The organism is Phenylobacterium sp., from assembly GCF_030646615.1.
In the GTDB taxonomy this organism is placed as follows: Bacteria; Pseudomonadota; Alphaproteobacteria; order Caulobacterales; family Caulobacteraceae; genus Phenylobacterium.
Map to the genome: position 1 here is coordinate 1 of NZ_JAUSLG010000023.1, position 18,558 is coordinate 18,558.

Here is an 18,558-nt window from a genome sequence, read left to right on the forward strand (position 1 = left end):
AAGCCGCTCGACCATGGGGTCGATATCAGCGTCCAGGCCCTGACCAAGTATGTGGGCGGCCATTCCGACGTCTTCATGGGCTCTGTCGCCGTCCGCGACGGGGCGCTGGTCAAGGCGATGGATGAGGGTGTGCTGCACATCGGCTGGGCGGTGTCGCCGGACGACGCCTATCAGATGCTGCGGGGCCTGCGGACGCTCGCCACCCGGATGGCCCGTCACGACCAGTCGGCCCGCCACATCGCCCGCTGGCTGGCGGATCGGCCGGAGGTGGCGGAGATGCGCCATCCCGCCCTGCCCGGCAGCCCTGGCCACGACATCTGGCGCCGGGACTATAGCGGCGCCTGCGGCCTGTTCGCCTTCACCCTGCAGCCAGCGCCTGCGGCGGCCACGGCGGCCTTCCTCGATGCGCTCAAGGTGTTTGGCCTCGGCTTCTCCTGGGGCGGCTTCGAGAGCCTGGCGATCGACTGCGATCCCCAACTCCGCTGCCGCGCGGATGATCACCGCGAGGACGGCGCCCTGATCCGCCTGCATATCGGGCTGGAAGATCCCGCGGACCTGATCGCCGACCTCACCGGCGCCCTTGACGCCTGGCGGAGCTTCGCCTGACCGTGGGTCCGGCCTGGGCGCGCGCCTTCCTGGCCGAGCATGGCCTGCCGCCGGCCTATGGCCGCATCCTGGACGAGGTCGCCAGCCCGCTCGCCGCACGGATCACCGCCAAGGCCACGAGCCGCCGGACGCCGCTTGTCGTCGGCCTCTGCGGCCCCCAGGCGTCAGGCAAGTCCACCCTGGCCGCCGCCTTGGCGGGTTTGCTGCAGGCCCAGGACCTGGCTGTGGCCGTCCTCTCCATCGACGACCTCTATCTCTCCCATGCGGCGCGCCAGCGACTGGGCGCCGAGGTCCACCCCCTGCTCGCCACCCGCGGGCCGCCGGGAACCCACGATGTGGCGCTCGGCCTGCGGCTCTTGGACGAGCTGGCCGAGGGACGCCCCGCCACCCTGCCCCGCTTCGACAAGGCCCGCGATGATCTGGCCCCGACCAGCGCCTGGCCGACGGCGCCGGCCAGGGTCGATGTCGTCCTGTTCGAAGGCTGGTGCGTGGGGGCGAGGCCGCAGGCGGGGCCGGACCTGGCGGCGCCGGTCAATGACCTGGAGGCGCGGCGCGACCTGGCCGGCCTCTGGCGGCGCTACGTCAATGACAGCCTGGCGGGGCCGTATCAGACTCTGTTTGGCCGGATCGACCTTCTGATCCTGCTGCAGGCGCCGGGATTCGAGGTGGTCGCCGCCTGGCGGCAGGAGCAGGAGCGCAAGCTGCGGATGAGGCTGGCGGCGCAAGGCGCCGATCCGGCCCGCAGCATGAGCGACGATCAGGTTCTGGCCTTTATCCAGCTCTATGAGCGGCTCACCACCCACATCCTTGAGACCATGCCGGCCTATGCCGACGCGGTGATTCCCATGACGGCGGAGCGGACTATGACGCCGCCGCGCTGGGCGGTTCGACCGTCGCCGAACACCTGACCTCGTCCTCGGCCGCAAAGTACCGCACCGTGCCGATCAGGGCGTTGCGCCGGTCATGCACGATGACCTGGGCGTCGCCCCCGGCCGAGGCGATCAGCTGCGCCAGGCTGCGAGCCTTGGCCTCGGCGTGCGCGCCGGAAAAGAACATCAGAGGATGATCGGCCAGGGACGAGGTCACGGACCATCCGCCCTCCACTGGCGTCACCGTCACCACATTGTCCAACGCAGCTCCGGCCTTCTCCAACCAAGCCATGCGCCACTCCCGTCCAAGTTGCGCCCACCGCCGGGGGCCATTTTAGCTACGATTATGACCACCTATGGACGAGTTCGTCTGTGGTGAAGCCGACAGATCGCGCAAACTTGATCCGCGCCGCCGCCGCCCCGCCGCACCCCTGCCGTCCGCAGGCGGGTCGAACCAGGGCCGCGCCCATGCTAAGGTAAAGCTTCTATCCTTGGAGCGATCGAGGCACGTCGCTCACCCGAAGACCAACGGGCGGAGATGATATGAAACGCTTAGTCTTGATCGCCGGGGCGACCCTAATCGCAGCGGTAGTCTGGTGCGGTCTGGTCTTTCTGGGTTTCAGCGAGGGCTGGGGGCGCAAGCCGATAGCCGCCTCGCCCGAGCCTGAGGCCTTCATCAGCGCCGCACGCTCGCAGATCGCAGATGAGGGCGTTGGCAATCTGGCCATGGCGCTCATCGAAGATGGCGCCGTCGTCGGCGATGACTACGTGTCGGCTGACGCCCCTGTGGGGCCTCAGACCCTGTTTCAGGTGGCCTCGCTCAGCAAATGGCTGACCGCGTGGGGCGTCATGAACCTCGTCGAGGACGGCAGGATCGACCTGGATGCGCCGGTGGCCACCTATCTCACCCGCTGGCGACTGCCGGATAGCCCGTTCGACGAAGACGGCGTCACGGTGCGCCGTCTTCTCAGCCACACGGCCGGCCTGGGCGACGGCCTCGGCTATGGGGGCTTCACCTCCCCCGATGAGGTGCAGTCCCTGGAAGAGTCGCTGACCCAAGCCCGTGACGCCTCGCCAGGCGCGGACGGGGCAACGCGCGTCGTGGCCGAACCGGGGAGCGGCTGGAACTATTCGGGGGGCGGCTACACCCTCCTGCAGCTCATCGTGGAAGAGGTCAGCGGCCAGGCCTTCGCCGACTACATGCAGGCGGAGGTCTTCCAGCCGCTCGGCATGAACGACACCACCTTCGACTTCGATGAGGCGTCCCGGCGCGACCTGGCGCAGAGCTTCACCCTGTCCGGCGCGACCGAGCCCCTGCGGCGTTATACGGCGCTGGGCGCGGCTTCGCTGTTTACGAGCGCTGGCGACATGGCGCGCTTCGTTGCAGCCCAGGCGCCCGCCTCTCCTGAGCCGGACGCCGTTCTGTCGGCTCAAACACGCGCCGCCATGCGGACGCCGCAGGCTTCGCAGTTGGGGGTCGATATCTGGGGGTTGGGTGTGATGCTCTACGCCCCCAATGGGCGCGGCGACTTCATCATCGGCCACGACGGCAACAACGAGCCGGCCATCAACACGGCCGTGCGTCTGGATCCCGCCACGGGCGACGGGATCGTCGTGCTGGAGACCGGCGGCGACCTGACGGCGAGCCGCCTCGCCAGCGAATGGGTCTACTGGAAGACGGGCAATATCGACGCCGTGATGTTCCTCATGCAGGCGAAGGCGATGATCGTCTGGATGCTGGCTGGCAGCGGCCTGATCCTTCTGACGGGCGTGGTCGCCGGATGGCGGCTGCGACGCCGGCGCTAGAGCATGATGCGGTCAGACGGAACAGTCTGATCGTTGAATCATGCTCTAAACTCAAAGACTTGAGCGCGTCTTGTTCCGAGAACCGGTTCCCACTTATCGGAACGCGCTCTAGAGCCCTGGCGCGCCCTGCAGGACTCGAACCTGCAACCGTCCGCTTAGAAGGCGGAGTTAACGTTTTCACGATGTGGACCGACCGTTCTCGGTCCGTTCAGGCCCTGCCCTGCCCTGCCTGCCCTCGGCATCCAAGCCTAATAGCGTCCTCCATCGGGGCGTCTGCGCTCGGCACCCGCCTTGGCGCGCTATGCGCCTGTGCCTGTAGGCCGATCGCGACTGACTCTGAATTGAGGGGGCACGCCGTAAGCACGGAAATGGTCGAAATAGGCGAGATTCTTGGAAGCCTCTCGAGTCGACTTCGAATTCAGCTCGTCAGCTGATTGTCTATCCGAGTTTGCCCGGAAAACCGGTTCGATGGATAGAGGCTCAGCAAGTTGGCTTTATCCCAGATCCCCCCCACGCCTGCAGAACCGTTCTAGATTCTGCAGCGTGACGATCAATGGTTCGTCCACCTGGCGATTTGTTTCCCAGATGAACCGAAACTCTGCCTCAGCTTCATGCTTGATCGGCTTCAGAAAAAGTTCTCTGGGGCCAGATATTTTCCGGGTGAGACCCGCAATTTTTTGATGGTCGGTCTGCTCGGAGCCATTGCCAATTTCAAGCTCCTCTCTTTCTGGACCTCGCTGGTCCGACACTAGAATTTTGTTGTCGACGTAGATGCACCAGCCCATGCGCGTCCCGATGCAGCCCGGTATCTCGTTCGCGACTTCTATCGCAAAGATAAGAGGATCAAAAATCTCAATACTAGCATCGCCGAACACGCTATCCATTAGTGCTGTCGTCCGGACAGTCGTGCTCAGAATGAAAGCATTTTTGCCCGTCTCAGTGAACACGAAGAAGGATCGGTCCGCCTTTACATCATTGATGCCAAGCAGCGTCTCGCCCTCGCGGCGGTCTCCCTGGAGCTCGTTCGTGTGGCGCTTGAATTGGGCGAAGCACGACAGCCTGAGCTCGCCGCTGCTGAAAAACGTATCGACGAATTGAACTGGCAGTCGCCTATATACCGTCGGAAGATGTGCCGTGATCGGGCGTCCATGCTGGATCTGAATCCCAGCAAGACCGGCCGCATTGAAGTTGTTACCCGCCATTTCCCCGCCTCGTGAAGATTGTGTCTTGCCGGGTGGATAGAGTCCACGGTGGCATCGCGCTTATCGTGCTGCTTGAGTAGGAGATCGGCCGGCGCCTGACCGACGTTCGCAGTTTCCGCGCCGGGTCCGAGTACGATTCGACCGCCGGCGTCTTCATGTTCTACCAATCGAAGACCGGCAGTTGCGTCACGATCCCAATCAGCGAGCGGCTTCAGAAGCTCCTGACAAAAGCGGCGGAGGGGAAGCTGTTCCTCTTCACAAACGAGAAGAGCGGCAAGGCCTAAACCGGCGAGCGCCTGTCAAAGACCTTCGCCTGGGTTCGAACTGCGGCCGTGAAGAACGGAGCTCGCCCACTTCTCCTGCGCTGGCTTCGACATTCGTGCGTCGTTCAGCTAGCGCGGGCGCGCTGCACGATCCCGGAGATCGCCGTGATCACCGGCCACAGTCATGCATCGGTGAGCAAGGTCCTCGATGTCTACCTGCCCCGCGACAACGAAGTCGCCTGGAATGCTCGGCAGAAGCGGGGGCTCATCTGAGCTCTACCGCATCCCAATCAGGAATGCCTCCGGCGAGCGCCAGATGGCGCGCGACCTCCGAGGCCACCCTTATCCCTTCCGCGGCGATCGCATCGTTCTTCGCGCTGGATGCAATATCACCCCCGTGAACGACTTTGCTGCGAAGGTCGTAGAGGTCGCGGACCGCCTTGCGCACGGCGCGGCGATCACTAAAGTCCGAGCCTAGCAGCCTCGCCGCACGGAGACTGTACCTATACCGGAGCTCCGTCTTCTCGTCGTTAAGGAGCGCCTCGAGGGCAATGGCCGCCTCTAAGGCACGGTCGCCGGGGCGCTGGCGTTTTAGGGCCTGATTTATGCGCTCGAATGCCAGCTCAAGCCGCCGTCGAAATTGGCCGTTGGAGCCAACCACACAAGATACGACCTGGGCGGCATAGGCTGACATGGGAGCGGGCTGGTACCGATGGGCCAGATCAACATCCAGCATTGGCCAACCGACACCTGCATCCATCATGCACGCTTCGAGATCCGGGTCCGCGGCCTCCCACCACACGTACGCAAGGGTCGCTGGAGAGGCCGCTAAGCCCCCTAGAATGTTCACAATCGGCCAGAAATCGTAGTGAACCGGCTGTGGTTGCGCCGCCCCCTCTGTGATGGCAGGCGATTGTTGGAGTGACGCCACGAGTACAGTGGGCGTGCCGATTGATCTCTGGACCGCTTCTGCCTCTCGCTTGGCCAGCATGTCAGAGCGTCCGACCCGAACGCTGCCCGATTGCGCAAGGGGTCGGATTTCCAGGTTGGGAGCAAGGCTGACACCAGCGTCGCCGGGGGACACGCCCAGAACACGCGCATATCCGCGAACTTCGAAGGTTCGACGGGTCAACAGATCGCGCAGCCACGTCACAGCGGGACCCGTTCCCAGCAAGCGCGCCTTGCGCAGACAGGTTAACGCTAGGGGAAGCCCGGCGTCTCCGCTCCAGCCAGGGCCAACCGCAATGCCGATGTTGCCCCCCGGCTGCCCCCGTTCAAGTACGTCCTGAATGCCCGCGAGTACTTGAAAACCCTGCGCTACCAAAGGTAGCGACCACTGGATTTGGTCGGGGAACTCCCCAAGCCCGGTGGTGACGAGGTGAGACAAGCGATCCCAATCCACGGCGTCAGCGCAAGTTGGAGGGACGTCACTCACGATCTCGGTTCTCCGGTGATTGGCGAGCCCGGCAGGAATCGAACCTGCAACCGCCGACTTAGAAGGTCGATGCTCTATCCAGTTGAGCTACGGGCCCGGAACACGTGGCGTCCAAAAAGTCTAACGGGCGCGTCTGGCGAAAGTCCAACGACGGCCCTAAGATATTGTAATAGAAGGCCCTTTCAGTGTGGGGCATGCGCTTAGAAGGCGGATGCTCTATCCGGTTGAGCTAAGGGCGCGTGAGTGAGGGCCGACCTTAGTGGGTCCAGGGGACCTTGCGGCCGAAGGCGAAGTTGTCGGCATAGGCCTTGATGATGCGCTTGGCCGGTTTGGGATCGAAGACCTCGAAGGCCACGCCGTGCTGTTCGGCATAGGCCACGGCCTCGTCCTTGGTGTCGAAGGACAGGCGCAGCTGGGTGCGGGTGTCGTCCGTCTGGGTCCAGCCCATCAGGGCGTCGGGTCTGCGCGCGCTGGCCGGCTCGAATTCCAGGACCCATTCGCGGGACTTGGCGCGTCCGGACTGCATGGCGTTCTTGGCGGGGCGGAAGATGCGCGCGAGCATGTGGCTGTCCCATTAGCGATCCCGGAGCCGGCTAAGGCTCCACGTCGGCGTCTGGTCGGGGCGGCGTGATTCGAACACGCGACCCTCTGGTCCCAAACCAGATGCGCTACCAGGCTGCGCTACGCCCCGAGACGGACGCCAACATTGGGCGTCTCATGCCACGCAAGGCGCCGCGCCGCAATGTGAGGCCTGCGATCAGGCGCGCTTGTGCATCAGTTTGAAGACGCCGGAGCCCCGGACCACGTCGCGGGCGCCCACATAGGCGCGGCCCTCGACGAAAGCGACGTCGCGGGTCAGGCGGGTCACTTTGGCTTCGCCCATCACCCACTCCCCCACCCGCGCCATGTGCAGAAAGTCCACCGAGAGGTGGATGGTCACCCCTGGACGGCGGGCGGCGCGGAACACCGCAGCCCCCATCAGCCCGTCGAGGAAGCTGGTCAGCATGCCTCCATGGACCAGGCCCAGGCCGTTGGCGTGCCGCGGCAGGCCGAAGAAGGCCTGCTCGGTGCTCTCACCCTGCTGGGCGCGATGGTAATAGGGGCCGTTATGGCCGGAGAAGGCGCCGCGGCCTTCGGACAGGACAAACCCCTCAGGCGGCGGCGGGGCCGGTTTGCCGGCGTCCTCTGGCTCACCCATTCGGGAAGATCCGATGCCGCACCCGGTCGCCGGGCAGGGCGCCGATCTCGGCCGCCCGGCCGCCGATCAGTTCCAGGACGGCGCGCACCGATCCGCCGGAGGGCACGCCCTCTTCGGACAGCGGCGTGGTGTTGCGGGCGATGGACAGGATGCGCCCGTCGGCCCGGATGAAGATCATGTCCAGCGAGATATAGGTGTTGCGCATCCAGAACGAGACCGGACGCGGGGTGTGGAAGTCGAACAGCATGCCGCGGTCAGGCGCCAGGGACTTGCGATACATCAGCCCCCGGGCGCGGGCGGCGTCGTCGGCGGCCACCTCGACCTGGAAGCTGACCGGCCCACGGCTTGTCAGGATCGCCAGGGGCTCAAGGGCGACGGATGTCTTGGCGGTCGCCAGGCCCGGCGTCGCCAGGGTGGCGAGGCCCGCCAGGAAGGCGCGCCGCGGCAGGGTGGAAGTCGACACGGGCTTTGTCCTCCGGCGTTGGCGACGGCGGGACCGTCGCTCAGGCCAGACCTATCGGCTCGATCTCAGCGACGACAAGCCCTTTCGGACCTTCGGCAAACCTCACCATCACGTCATCGCCCGGCTGTAGGTCTTCCAGACCGGCGCGACGCAGGGTTTCGATGTGGATGAAGATGTCGCCGGAATGGGTTTCGCGGACCACGAAGCCATAGCCCTTGGCGCGATTGAACCACTTGACCTTGGCCCGCTCCAGCGGTCCGGCCGCCAGGGGCGGGCGCTTGGGCCGGGCGTTGAAGCCGCCCATGTCGCCGCGATCGTGGGAGCGGTCATAGGGACGGTCGCGGCGGGCGAACTCCGGCTCCCGCGGGCGACGAACCTCGGGGGGCGGGGCGGCGCTCTCGTCCAGCTCCAGCACCTCGGCCACCTGCCAGCCCTTGGGCCTGCGGATGGCGTCACAGATGATGACGGCGCCTTCCAAGGCGCTCTCATGACCCGAATTGCGCAGGGAGGTGACGTGCAGCAACACGTCCTTGAGGCCGGTCTGGCTGGGATCGTCCGGGACGACGAAGCCATAACCCTTGCCGGCGTCAAACCACTTTACGCGACCACTGATGCGGACAGACTCGTCTGCGCCGGCATCTTCAAAATCGTAACCAGACATGCGCCCCTCTGGCCCCGCTTCACCCCTGCTCCTTAAGGGCGGGCCAACTATAACACTGTTCTCGTAAGTCGAGAGGCGTCAAGGGCCACCCACGCAAACGGGCTCGCAAAGGCCGATTCGAGGCCTTTGCGAGCATGTTCGAGCCTAGATGGGCAGGCGGGGGGTAGTTGGTGGGCTCAGCGGCTCACCTCAGGCAGGTTCACCGGGGGCAGGTTCTCGTCGGTCTCAGCCGAGCCGTCGGTGGCCGGCGCTGTCGGGGCCATCGGGCTGGCGGCCTCGCCGGCCACCCCGGTTTGTCCGGCGCTGGGCGCCGGCGACGTGCTGGCGCTGGTGTCGGGCATGGCCGCGGCCGTGTCGGTCGCTTCGGGGTTGGTGTCGGTGCAGGCGCCAAGGGCCAGGGCGGCCGCGCCGGCGGCCAGGAAGGTCAGGGTCTTCATCAGGGCTCTCTCCGTCAATTGCCGGAGACCAACGCAAAGCGTCGCCGTTTCGTTGCGCCAGGAGGGCGACGCGACGTCTAGATTTTCGAGGTGAAGAGAAGCACCGCGTGGCAGTCCCTAGGGGAGTCGAACCCCTCTCTCCAGGTTGAAAACCTGGCGTCCTAACCGATAGACGAAGGGACCACTCGACGCGGAGGGCGGCTCTATATCCGCCTTCCCTGTGGCTTGCAACCACGCTCTAGACGTTTTTGCGACGGGGATCGGCGACGTCGTCGATCTCGAGCTCGACGCCCTGCCGGCCATTCCAGTCATCCGCCTTCAGACGACCCACCACATGGATGGCCCCGCCCTCCGACATCAGGCGCCTTCCCATCTCGGTCGCTTCCGCCCGCCACGCCACGGCCTTCAGACGTCCCCCAGAGCGGTCCGTGAGGGTGCACCGGACATGACCGCCCCTCAGCATCATCGGACGCTCCACGCGCACCTCTGCGGCGGCGAAGACCGGCTCGGGATTTCCGGGGCCAAAGGGCGCCAGGCGTTGGAAAGACTCCAGCAGGGCGCGGTCGGCGCCGGCCGTGGTGATCAGGGCGTCGATCTCCAGGCTGTCGGCCTCGGCCGCCGCCACAGCTTCCACGGCGACACGTTCGCACAGGAAGGCGCGCAGTTCGGGCAACAGGTGGGGGCGCACCGATAGCCCGGCCGCCATGGCGTGACCGCCGCCGGCCAGCAGCAGGCCCTCATCGAAGGCCGCCTGGACAGCCCGGCCCAGATTGACCCCCGGCTGCGAGCGGCCCGAGCCCTTGCCCACATCGGCGGCGCGGTCGACGCCCACCACCAGGGTCGGCTTGCGGAATCGCTCACGCAGGCGCCCGGCCACGATCCCGATGACGCCGGGATGCCAGTCGTCGGCGGCGACCAGCAGCAGCGGCAGGTCGGCGAAATTGCTTTCCCGCTCGACGATACGCACGGCGGCCTCCAGCACCTCGGCCTCGACCTCCCGGCGCGAGGCGTTCAGGGCGTCGAGCTCCAGGGCCAGGCGCCGGGCCTCATCGGGGTCGTCGGTGGAGAGCAGACGAGCGCCCAGGTCCGAGCGGCCGATTCGCCCGCCCGCATTGATTCGCGGCCCCAGGACGAAGCCGGCGTGGAAGGTGGTGGCCGGCCCCTTGGACCCCGCCGCCTCGAGCAGCGCCTTGAGCCCCGGGTTTCGCCAGGCCGACATGGTCTTGAGGCCCTGGGCGGTCAGGGCCCGATTGAAGCCCACCAGCTGGGTGACGTCGCAGACCGCCCCCATGGCGGCCAGGTCCAGCCACTGGCGCAGGTCGGGCTCCGGCCGCTCAGCGAACAGGCCGCGCCCGCGGGCCTCACGGTTGAGGGCCGCCAGCAGGACGAAGGTGACCCCGGCGGCGGCCAGCACCCCCTGCCCCGAGCCGCAGTCGGGCCGGTTGGGATTGACCAGGGCGGCGCAGACCGGGATCTCGTCACGCATCAGGTGGTGATCGATCACCACCACGTCGAGACCGATCTCGCTGGCGCAGGCGATGGCGTCGACGGCCGCGGCGCCGCAGTCCACGGTGACCACCAGCTCGGCCCCCTCCTCCCGCAGGCGGCGGAAGGCGGCCGGTGACGGGCCATAACCCTCGGTCACCCGGTCGGGCACATAGATCGACAGCCGCTTGCCCATGGCGGCGAACCAGCGGACCAGCAGGGCCGCGCTGGAGGCGCCGTCCACATCATAGTCGGCGAAGACCACCACGGGCCGGTCGGCCACCAGGGCGTCCACCAGGACGGTCGCGGCCTTGTCCATGTCGGCGAAGCTGGAGGGGTCGGGAAACAGGGCCTTGAGGGTCGGCGCCAGATAGCTGTCGGCCGCCTCCGCCGTGATCCCCCTGGCCGCCAGGGCGCGGGCCATGGGCTCGTCGAGGCCGAGCATCATCTGGTGACGGCGGGTCAGTTCGGCGTCGGCGGGACGCGCACGCCACCGCCGCCCGCTGAGCGAGCGGTCCACATCGAGATAGCCGAGGGAGGCTCCGCCATCGGCCATGGATCAGACCGGTCGCTTCATCCGCACTTCGCGAACCGTGCGGGTGGACGAGTTCATCACCAGGGAGTGGGTGTGGACCATGCCATTGCGCAGGCGCACGCCGTCCAGCAGCGCGCCCTTGGTCACCCCGGTGGCCGCGAAGATGGCCTCGGCCCGGACCATCTCGTGAAGGTCGTACTTCTTGTCGAACTCGGTGATGCCGCAACGCTCGGCGCGCATCCGCTCGTCGCTGTTGCGGAACACCAGCCGGCCCTGGAACTGGCCGCCCACGCATTTCAGGGCCGCGCAGGCCAGCACCCCCTCCGGCGCGCCGCCCAGGCCGAGATAGAGGTCCACCCCGGTATCGGAATCAGCGGTGTTGATCACCCCGGCGATGTCCCCGTCGGTGATCAGGTGCACCCGGGCGCCGGCCTCGCGGACCTTGGCGATGATCTCGCCGTGGCGGGGGCGATCAAGGATGCAGACGGTGATCTGATTCTCATCCACACCCTTGGCGCGGGCCAGTGCGCGCACGTTCTCGGCCGGCGAAGCGTCGAGATCGATCAGGCCTGCAGGGAAGCCCGGGCCGCAGGCGATCTTGTCCATATAGGTGTCCGGGGCGTTGAGCAGCGTGCCCTTGGGCGCCCAGGCCATGACGGTCAGCGCATTGGACATGGCCTTGGCCGTGAGGGTCGTGCCTTCCAGCGGGTCAAGGGCGATATCCACCGCCGGCCCGCCGCGGCCGACCTTCTCGCCGATGTAGAGCATCGGCGCCTCGTCGCGCTCGCCCTCGCCGATGACGATCTCGCCATCGATATCCAGGTCGTTGAGCCCGGTGCGCATGGCGTCGACGGCGGCCTGGTCGGCGGCCTTCTCGTCGCCGCGGCCCACGAGGTTCCAGGCGGCGATGGCGGCGATCTCTGTCACCCGCACCGAGTCCAGCACCAGTCCGCGATCCAAAGTCTCAGCGGTCATAGGCGTCTCCTTGGTCTCGGGTCGTCGCCGGCAGTTTCGCCGGATTCTCAGATCCGTGCGATTCGCATCAGCCGGGGCGCTTCGATCACCGCCGGATGCCCGCCGATGCGCGCCACCGCCTCGGCCAGCACCGCCTCGGACACCGAATGGGTGGTCAGCACGATCGGCACCCCTTGCGCATCCTCGACGGGCTTCTGCAGGAAGCTCTCGATGGAGACGCCGGCCTCGGCCAGGGTCTCGGAGACCGCCGCGATCACGCCGGGCTCGTCCTTGACCAGCAGGCGCAGATAGGCGCGCACAAGGCTGCGGCTGCGGTCCACCGGGGTGAAGGCCGCCAGTTCGGTGGCGGGCCGCTGGAAGACCGGGCGAACGGCCTGGGTCATCACGTCGGCGATGTCGGCGGCCACGGCCGCCGCCGTCGGGCCAGCGCCGGCGCCGGCGCCCTGGATGAAGATGCGGCCCAGCCGCTCGCCTTCGATGAACAGGGCGTTGAGCGCGCCGCCGGCCTGGGCCAGGGGATGGGCCAGAGGCACCAGCGAGGGATGGACCCGCACCGAGACCCCCTCGTCGCTGCGGTCGGCCGAGGCGATCAGCTTGATGCGATAGCCCAGGTCCTTGGCCATGCGGATGTCGAGCAGCTCGACCTGATTGATCCCCTCCACTTCGCAGGCGGCGAAGTCCGGGGCGCAGTTGAAGGCCAGCGCCGCCAGGATGGTGATCTTGTGGGCCGCATCGAAGCCGCCCACGTCCATGGTCGGATCGGCCTCGGCATAGCCCAGGCGCTGGGCCTCGGCGAGGACGTCCTCGAAGGCGCGGCCCCCCTGCTCCATCTCGGTCAGGATGAAGTTGCAGGTGCCGTTCAGAATGCCCGACAGGCTGCGGACGTCGTCGCCGACCATGGCCTCGCGGACCATCTTCACCGCCGGCGTGCCGCCCATCACGGCGGCCTCGAACAGCAGGGGAACGCCGGCGGCCTCGGCCAGGGCCGCAAGCGCCGCGCCGTGCTCGGCGATCAGGGCCTTGTTGGCGGTGACCACGGGCTTGCCGGCCTTCAGCGCGGCTTCCACCGCCGCCTTGGCCGGGCCGTCCGAACCGCCAATCAGCTCGACGAAGATGTCGATCTCGTCCGACTGGGCCAGGGCCACGGGATCGTCGAACCAGGGAAGATTCGAGATGTCGAACACCCGGGGCCTCGTCCGCGACCGGGCCGAGACGCCGGTGACGCGGGCCTGACCGCCGGCCGGCGCGAAGCCGGGACGCTCGTCAAGAAAGGTCAGCAGGCCCGTACCGACGGTGCCCAGGCCGGCGACGCCGATCCGCCAGTCCCGCGGGCTCATTGGGCGGCCATGGTGTTGTGCGCCCGCTCGAGGATCTCATCGGCGGCGCCGAGGAATTTCTTCACGTTGCGGGCCGCCTGGCGGATGCGGTGCTCGTTCTCCACCAGACCGACGCGCACATAGCCTTCGCCGTATTCGCCAAAGCCCACGCCCGGCGCGACGGCCACGCCGGCCTCTTCGATCAGCAGCTTGGAGAACATCAGAGCCCCGGCCTCCTTGAATTTCTCGGGCACGGGCGCCCAGGCGAACATCGACGCCTGGGGCGATGGAATATCCCAGCCGGCGCGCTTCATGGATTCCACCAGCACGTCGCGGCGGGACTTGTAGATGGCTCGGATCTCGGCGACGCAGTCCTGAGGACCGTTGAGCGCGGCGGCGGCGGCCACCTGGATCGGCGTATAGGCGCCATAGTCCAGATAGGACTTCACCCGGGCGAGCGCATTACAGATCCGCTCATTGCCCACCACCATGCCGACCCGCCAGCCGGCCATGGCGTAGGTCTTGGACAGGGAATTGACCTCGACGGCGATGTCCTTGGCGCCCTCGACCTGCAGGACCGACGGCGGCGGGTTGTCGTCGAAATAGATCTCCGAATAGGCGATGTCGGAAATCACCAGCAGGTCGTGCTTCCGGGCCAGCGCGATGGCGTCCTTGTAGAAGTCCAGGTCCACGCACTGGGCGGTCGGGTTGGACGGATAGGACAGGATCAGCACGCTGGGGGGCGGCGCGGAGTGCTTCACCGCCCGGCTGACCCCGGCCAGGTACTCTTCCGGCGAATGGGCCGGCACGTGGCGGATCACGCCGCCGGCCATGATGAAGCCGTAGGCGTGGATCGGATAGGCCGGGTTGGGGCAGATGATGACGTCGCCCGGCGCGGTCAGGGCCTGGGCCAGGTTGGCGAAGCCTTCCTTGGAGCCCAGGGTGGCGATCACCTCGGTGTCGGGGTTCAGCGTCACGCCGAAGCGGCGCTTGTAGTAGCCGGCCATGGCGCGACGCAGGCCGATGATGCCCTTGGAGGCCGAATAGCGGCCCGCCTTGGGATCGCGGGCGGTCTCGATCATCTTTTCGACGATGTGCTTGGGCGTCGGCATGTCGGGATTGCCCATGCCGAAGTCGATGATGTCGGTGCCCTCGGCGCGGAGCCGCGCCTTGATGCGGTTCACCTCCTCGAGGACATAGGGCGGGAGGCGTCGGATGCGGTGGAATTCGGGGGTCATTGCAAGCTCTGCCGCTGCTGCGGCGTTGGGGAGCTGAAAGTCGCGCATGGATAGACTCCGGGCTGGAGTCCGCCAAGCAGGCTCGGGGAACTTTTCGCCTCCGCAGGCCCCCTCAACGGGGCGACGGAGGCGGTGTAGCTCGCGCCCTGGCGTCGCGCGCGAAGGCCTCGGTGTCGCTCATGGTGATCGCCGGCGGCGGCGTGACATCGGCCTGGGCGCGGGCGGCGAAGGCCGACGTGCCGTCCAGGGTCCAGGTCTCCGGCGCCGTCTGGGCCGCCAGTTGCGCGCCGGCGGACTCGGCCCCGGCCACCGCCTGCGCCCAATCGCGGGCCGGGCGAGGATTGGCCGGCGTCGGGGGAATGTCGCTGAACTTCGGATAGGCGGTGTCGGCCCGGGCCCCGGCGATCACCGCCTGAGCGGCCGGCGACTCGGGATCGACAGGGGCGGTGGCGAACGGGCTCACGCCGGCGCAGCCGCCCAGGATCGAGAGACCCAGGCACGCGCCTGCGCCACGCCACGACCGGGCATCTGGTGCGTTTGGAAAAAGGCGAGCCAAGACGTTCATATCGGTCTCGCTCTTATGACATGATGCGACCCAGTGAAAGGGCTGCAATCGGCCCACCTGCCGGGAGGATGGCGTTCCATGAGCGAAAAAGGCTCGCAGACCAAGGGTTCTGGCTCCAAGAGCCGCACCAAGTCCAAGTCGCTCCCGCCCAAGACCAAGGCCGCCGACAAGGCCGCCGACAAGGCTCCCGCAAAGGCGGCCGCTTCGCCGGTTGAAGCCAAGGCTTCGCCGGCGCCGAAGGCCGCGCCAAAACCCGCCCCAAAACCCGCCCGCAAATCCAAACCGCAGCCCCCGCGGCGCCCACAGCCTGAGATCGCCCAGGCGCCGCCGCCAAACGCGCCCCCCGCCGCGCCGCAGGAGGCGCCCGCCGCCGCCTTCCCGGACCTCACGGCCGAGCAGCGGCGCCTGCTGGAGAACCTGTCCGCCAACCTCGCCCGCGCCGCCATGACCGCCCAGGGCGCGATCGCCGAGGCGGCCCTGCGGCAGGCCGATCGCCCCGCCGCCCTGTCGCCAGATCCCTTCCATATCGGCCCGTCCCTGACCGAGGTCATGGGCAAACTGGCCAGTCAGCCAGATCGCCTGGTCAGGGCCCAGGCCGATCTCCTGACCCGCTACATGGATCTCTGGCAGGCCACCGCCCGACGAATGGCGGGCGAAACGCCAGATCCGGTCGCCCAGCCGCTCAAGGGCGACAAGCGTTTCCTCGACCCGGACTGGTCGGACAATCCGGTCTTCGACGTGATGAAGCAGTCCTACCTGGTCACGGCCGACTGGCTGCAGGGCCTGGTGGGCGGGGTCGAAGGCGTCGAGCCCATCTCGCGGCGTCGCGTCGAGTTCTTCATGAAGCTGCTGACCGACGCCTTTTCGCCCACCAACTTCCTGGCCTCCAACCCCACGGCCATGCGCGAAATCATGGCCACCGGCGGCGAGAGCCTGGTCCGCGGCATGGAGAACTTCGCCGCCGACCTCGCCCGCGGGGGCGGCCAGTTGGCGATCAGCCAGACCGACTACGAGCAGTTCAAGATTGGCGAGAATGTCGCCACTGCGCCGGGCAAGGTCGTGTTCCAGAACGAGCTGCTTCAGCTCCTGCAGTTCTCCCCCTCGACGCCGGAGGTGCATGAGCTTCCGCTCATCATCTTCCCGCCGTGGATCAACAAGTTCTACATCCTGGATCTTCGCCCGGACAATTCGATGATCCGCTGGCTGGCCGACCAGGGGATCACGGTCTTTGTCGCCTCGTGGGTGAACCCCGACAAGAGCCTGGCCGGCAAGACCTTCGAGGACTATCTGCGCCAGGGCATCTATGAGGCCACCGACGCGGCCATGAAGCAGGCGGGCGTCGATCGCCTGAACGCGGTCGGCTACTGCATCGGCGGCACGCTGTTGTCGGCGGCCCTGGGCCATATGGCCGCCAAGGGGGACGAGCGGATCGCCTCGGCCACCTTCTTCGCCGCCCAGCAGGATTTCAGCGAGGCCGGCGACCTGCTGCTGTTCACCGACGAGTCCTGGCTGAAGGACCTGGAACAGAAGATGGACGCCGAGGGCGGCGTGCTGTCGGGCCAGGCCATGGCCGACACCTTCAATGTCCTGCGCTCCAACGACCTGATCTGGTCGTTCTTCGTGAACAACTATCTGATGGGCAAGGAGCCGCGACCCTTCGACCTGCTGTTCTGGAATTCCGACCAGACCCGCATGCCCAAGGCGCTGCACATGTTCTATCTGCGCCAGTTCTACGGCCAGAACGCCCTGGCCAAGGGCCAGCTGGAACTGGACGGGGTGCGCCTGGACCTGGGGGCGGTGAAGACGCCGGTCTATGTGCAGTCCTCCCGGGAGGACCACATCGCCCCGGCGGGTTCTGTCTATCGCGGCGCGCGTCTGTTCGGCGGCCCCACCACCTTCACCCTGTCGGGGTCCGGCCACATCGCCGGCGGGGTCAATCCGCCGGCCGCCAAGAAGTACCAGCACTGGACCTACGACCAGCTCCCCGAAAGCCTGGTCGACTGGCAGGCCAACGCCGTCGAGACCCCCGGCTCCTGGTGGCCCCACTGGATCGTGTGGCTGAAGTCGCATTCCGGCGGCATGGTCCCGGCCCGCGACCCGGCCAAGGGTCCGCTCAAGCCGATCGAGGATGCGCCGGGCGGCTATGTTCAGGTGAAGTCCTAGGAACGGGCCGCCACCGAACGTCGGTGGCGGCCCGACCCTATCAGTCGGTCGTCAGGGCCTCGTAGACCAGGCGCGGCGAGATATCCCGCATGGCCGGCGTGCCGGCGCCGGGGATGCTGCCCCGCAGGTTCTGAATCATGCCGACAAAGACCAGGTCATTGGTGGGGTCGATCCAGAACCAGGTCCCGAAGGCGCCGCCCCAATAGAAGGAGTTCAGCCCCTGGGGCGTGCCGGCGGCCTGGGGATCATTGATGACCGCGAAGTCCAGGCCAAAGCCGGTCCCGGCCTGGCTAGGACCATAGAGATCGACCGTCACGCCTTCGGCCAGCACATTGGTGCGCATGAGCTCGACCGTGTCGGCCTTCAGGATGCGCGCGCCGTCCAGCTCACCCTCGTTGGCCAGCATCTGGGCGAAGCGCCAGTAGTCCTCGGCGGTGGAGAACAGGCCGCCGCTGCCCGACAGGAAGGCGGGTCGGCTGGTGGGCGCGGCCCTCACCTCGCCGGCCGGGGCGATCAGGCCATCCTCCCCATAGGTGTGCACCGCCGACACCCGCGACAGCTTGGCGCTGTCCACATGGAAGCCGGTGTCATCCATCTTCAGGGGATCGAAGATCCGGCTCTTGAAGAAGGCGTCCAGGCTCTGGCCTGACAGCTTTTCGACGATATAGCCCTGGATGTTGACGCTCGGCCCATAGCGCCAGTCGGTTCCCGGCTGAACGGCCAGCGGCAGGGCGGCCAGCTTGTCGATCATCGCCTGGAGGTCGCCGTCCTGCAGGCCGTCGTCGTCATAGCCGGCGCTGACATCGAAGCCGGCCGTGTGGCTCATCAACTCGCGCATGGTCATGGGATGGGCCTGGGGCTCGGTTCCGCCGTCCGCCGTGGCCACCTGCAGGTCCGCGAATTCCGGGATGTGCCTGGCGACCGGATCGTCCAGGCTCCACCGGCCCTCTTCCCAGAGGATCATCATGGCCACGCCGGTGATCGGCTTGGTCATTGACGCGATGCGATAGATGGTGTCGCGGTCGGTCGCCTGACCCGTGGCCACGTCCTGGACGCCATAGGCTTCGAAGTGGACAACCTTGCCCTGGCGGGCCAGCAGGGTGACGGCGCCGGCCAGCTTCTTCTGGTCGACCAGGGCCTGCATTTCGCGCTTCAGCGCCTCGACGCCCGAGGCCGTGAAGCCGGCCTCCGCGGGGGCGGCCATGGGGACGTCGGCGGCGAGGACCGGGCCGGTGATGAGGACCGCCAGGGTCAGGGCCGAAGCCGCCGCGGCCAGCCGGCGCGCAGGATGAAGTCGCATAGTGCCTCCCTAAGATGCTTTTCTTGTTGGGAGCACTCTTA

At 67.2% G+C, this 18,558-nt stretch carries 18 protein-coding genes and 4 tRNA genes; 4 read left to right on the top strand and 18 right to left on the bottom strand.

Going from position 1 to position 18,558, the window contains the following annotated elements:
* Window positions 1-606: PLP-dependent transferase (locus tag Q7S93_RS03520; protein WP_304712192.1), on the top strand; the 606-nt coding region annotated here is incomplete at its 5' end.
* 2 nt (window positions 607-608) lie between these two features.
* Window positions 609-1,514 carry a kinase gene (locus tag Q7S93_RS03525; RefSeq protein WP_304712194.1) on the top strand — a complete coding sequence of 302 codons (906 nt, stop codon included), beginning with the start codon at window positions 609-611 and terminating at the stop codon, window positions 1,512-1,514.
* On the opposite strand, the gene Q7S93_RS03530 is transcribed toward Q7S93_RS03525, so the two are convergent.
* Window positions 1,468-1,767, bottom strand: coding sequence for a hypothetical protein (locus tag Q7S93_RS03530; RefSeq protein ID WP_304712196.1), 300 nt, complete (start codon window positions 1,765-1,767; stop codon window positions 1,468-1,470). The genes Q7S93_RS03525 and Q7S93_RS03530 overlap by 47 nt on opposite strands.
* A gap of 251 nt (window positions 1,768-2,018) precedes the next feature.
* On the opposite strand from Q7S93_RS03530, the gene Q7S93_RS03535 reads away from it, so the two are divergent.
* Complete coding sequence (locus Q7S93_RS03535; protein WP_304712197.1) at window positions 2,019-3,281, top strand: serine hydrolase domain-containing protein; 1,263 nt, start codon at window positions 2,019-2,021, stop codon at window positions 3,279-3,281.
* Window positions 3,282-3,398: 117 nt separating this feature from the next.
* Here the strand turns inward: Q7S93_RS03535 and Q7S93_RS03540 are convergent.
* The 16 genes from Q7S93_RS03540 to Q7S93_RS03615 all read right to left on the bottom strand — a co-directional run bounded on the left by Q7S93_RS03540 (window position 3,399) and on the right by Q7S93_RS03615 (window position 14,952).
* Window positions 3,399-3,497, bottom strand: a tRNA-Arg gene (locus Q7S93_RS03540).
* 278 nt (window positions 3,498-3,775) lie between these two features.
* Complete coding sequence (locus Q7S93_RS03545; RefSeq protein WP_304712199.1) at window positions 3,776-4,483, bottom strand: hypothetical protein; 708 nt, start codon at window positions 4,481-4,483, stop codon at window positions 3,776-3,778.
* A 528-nt stretch (window positions 4,484-5,011) separates the two neighbouring features.
* Window positions 5,012-6,133: a HEPN domain-containing protein gene (locus tag Q7S93_RS03550; RefSeq protein WP_304712201.1), complete on the bottom strand. Its 1,122-nt coding sequence runs from the start codon at window positions 6,131-6,133 to the stop codon at window positions 5,012-5,014.
* Between the two features lie 68 nt (window positions 6,134-6,201).
* A tRNA-Arg gene (locus Q7S93_RS03555) sits at window positions 6,202-6,278 on the bottom strand.
* A 159-nt stretch (window positions 6,279-6,437) separates the two neighbouring features.
* The gene (locus Q7S93_RS03560) at window positions 6,438-6,743 is read right to left on the bottom strand and encodes an ETC complex I subunit (RefSeq protein ID WP_304712203.1); all 306 of its coding nucleotides are present in this window, start codon (window positions 6,741-6,743) and stop codon (window positions 6,438-6,440) included.
* A gap of 52 nt (window positions 6,744-6,795) precedes the next feature.
* Window positions 6,796-6,872 (bottom strand) — tRNA-Pro (locus tag Q7S93_RS03565).
* 66 nt (window positions 6,873-6,938) lie between these two features.
* Entirely contained in the window at window positions 6,939-7,379 is a 441-nt protein-coding gene (locus tag Q7S93_RS03570; protein ID WP_304712205.1) for a PaaI family thioesterase, read from the bottom strand.
* Window positions 7,372-7,842 carry a DUF192 domain-containing protein gene (locus Q7S93_RS03575; RefSeq protein WP_304712207.1) on the bottom strand — a complete coding sequence of 157 codons (471 nt, stop codon included), beginning with the start codon at window positions 7,840-7,842 and terminating at the stop codon, window positions 7,372-7,374. Before Q7S93_RS03575 ends, Q7S93_RS03570 begins: the two co-directional genes overlap by 8 nt.
* A gap of 40 nt (window positions 7,843-7,882) precedes the next feature.
* Window positions 7,883-8,503, bottom strand: a complete 621-nt coding sequence (locus tag Q7S93_RS03580; RefSeq protein WP_304712209.1) for a cold-shock protein — start codon at window positions 8,501-8,503, stop codon at window positions 7,883-7,885.
* 176 nt (window positions 8,504-8,679) lie between these two features.
* Complete coding sequence (locus Q7S93_RS03585; protein WP_304712211.1) at window positions 8,680-8,940, bottom strand: hypothetical protein; 261 nt, start codon at window positions 8,938-8,940, stop codon at window positions 8,680-8,682.
* 108 nt (window positions 8,941-9,048) lie between these two features.
* A tRNA-Glu gene (locus tag Q7S93_RS03590) sits at window positions 9,049-9,123 on the bottom strand.
* A gap of 55 nt (window positions 9,124-9,178) precedes the next feature.
* Window positions 9,179-10,981, bottom strand: coding sequence for a single-stranded-DNA-specific exonuclease RecJ (recJ, locus tag Q7S93_RS03595; RefSeq protein WP_304712213.1), 1,803 nt, complete (start codon window positions 10,979-10,981; stop codon window positions 9,179-9,181).
* Window positions 10,982-10,984: 3 nt separating this feature from the next.
* Complete coding sequence (gene glpX, locus Q7S93_RS03600; protein ID WP_304712214.1) at window positions 10,985-11,935, bottom strand: class II fructose-bisphosphatase; 951 nt, start codon at window positions 11,933-11,935, stop codon at window positions 10,985-10,987.
* Window positions 11,936-11,982: 47 nt separating this feature from the next.
* Window positions 11,983-13,272, bottom strand: a complete 1,290-nt coding sequence (locus Q7S93_RS03605) for a homoserine dehydrogenase (RefSeq protein ID WP_304712215.1) — start codon at window positions 13,270-13,272, stop codon at window positions 11,983-11,985.
* Window positions 13,269-14,489, bottom strand: a complete 1,221-nt coding sequence (locus Q7S93_RS03610) for an LL-diaminopimelate aminotransferase (RefSeq protein ID WP_304712358.1) — start codon at window positions 14,487-14,489, stop codon at window positions 13,269-13,271. Before Q7S93_RS03610 ends, Q7S93_RS03605 begins: the two co-directional genes overlap by 4 nt.
* Before the next feature lie 112 nt (window positions 14,490-14,601).
* A complete protein-coding gene (locus tag Q7S93_RS03615; protein ID WP_304712216.1) occupies window positions 14,602-14,952 on the bottom strand; it encodes a hypothetical protein in 351 nt (116 codons plus the stop codon).
* Window positions 14,953-15,132: 180 nt separating this feature from the next.
* Here Q7S93_RS03615 and phaC point away from each other — a divergent pair, with 180 nt between their 5' ends.
* The gene (phaC, locus tag Q7S93_RS03620) at window positions 15,133-17,217 is read left to right on the top strand and encodes a class I poly(R)-hydroxyalkanoic acid synthase (RefSeq protein WP_304712218.1); all 2,085 of its coding nucleotides are present in this window, start codon (window positions 15,133-15,135) and stop codon (window positions 17,215-17,217) included.
* A 40-nt stretch (window positions 17,218-17,257) separates the two neighbouring features.
* On the opposite strand, the gene Q7S93_RS03625 is transcribed toward phaC, so the two are convergent.
* Window positions 17,258-18,517 (bottom strand): serine hydrolase domain-containing protein, encoded by a 1,260-nt coding sequence (locus Q7S93_RS03625; protein ID WP_304712221.1) that lies wholly within the window; start codon window positions 18,515-18,517, stop codon window positions 17,258-17,260.
* Window positions 18,518-18,558: the final 41 nt, after the last annotated feature.

Excerpts from the sequence above, each read along its gene's own strand:
- Q7S93_RS03530 (WP_304712196.1), bottom strand. The coding sequence starts at position 1,767 with ATGGCTTGGTTGGAGAAGGCCGGAGCTGCGTTGGACAATGTGGTGACG.
- Q7S93_RS03535 (WP_304712197.1), top strand. The coding sequence starts at position 2,019 with ATGAAACGCTTAGTCTTGATCGCCGGGGCGACCCTAATCGCAGCGGTA.
- Q7S93_RS03545 (WP_304712199.1), bottom strand. The coding sequence starts at position 4,483 with ATGGCGGGTAACAACTTCAATGCGGCCGGTCTTGCTGGGATTCAGATC.
- Q7S93_RS03560 (WP_304712203.1), bottom strand. The coding sequence starts at position 6,743 with ATGCTCGCGCGCATCTTCCGCCCCGCCAAGAACGCCATGCAGTCCGGA.
- Q7S93_RS03570 (WP_304712205.1), bottom strand. The coding sequence starts at position 7,379 with ATGGGTGAGCCAGAGGACGCCGGCAAACCGGCCCCGCCGCCGCCTGAG.
- Q7S93_RS03580 (WP_304712209.1), bottom strand. The coding sequence starts at position 8,503 with ATGTCTGGTTACGATTTTGAAGATGCCGGCGCAGACGAGTCTGTCCGC.
- Q7S93_RS03585 (WP_304712211.1), bottom strand. The coding sequence starts at position 8,940 with ATGAAGACCCTGACCTTCCTGGCCGCCGGCGCGGCCGCCCTGGCCCTT.
- recJ (WP_304712213.1), bottom strand. The coding sequence starts at position 10,981 with ATGGCCGATGGCGGAGCCTCCCTCGGCTATCTCGATGTGGACCGCTCG.
- glpX (WP_304712214.1), bottom strand. The coding sequence starts at position 11,935 with ATGACCGCTGAGACTTTGGATCGCGGACTGGTGCTGGACTCGGTGCGG.
- Q7S93_RS03605 (WP_304712215.1), bottom strand. The coding sequence starts at position 13,272 with ATGAGCCCGCGGGACTGGCGGATCGGCGTCGCCGGCCTGGGCACCGTC.
- Q7S93_RS03610 (WP_304712358.1), bottom strand. The coding sequence starts at position 14,489 with ATGACCCCCGAATTCCACCGCATCCGACGCCTCCCGCCCTATGTCCTC.
- phaC (WP_304712218.1), top strand. The coding sequence starts at position 15,133 with ATGAGCGAAAAAGGCTCGCAGACCAAGGGTTCTGGCTCCAAGAGCCGC.
- Q7S93_RS03625 (WP_304712221.1), bottom strand. The coding sequence starts at position 18,517 with ATGCGACTTCATCCTGCGCGCCGGCTGGCCGCGGCGGCTTCGGCCCTG.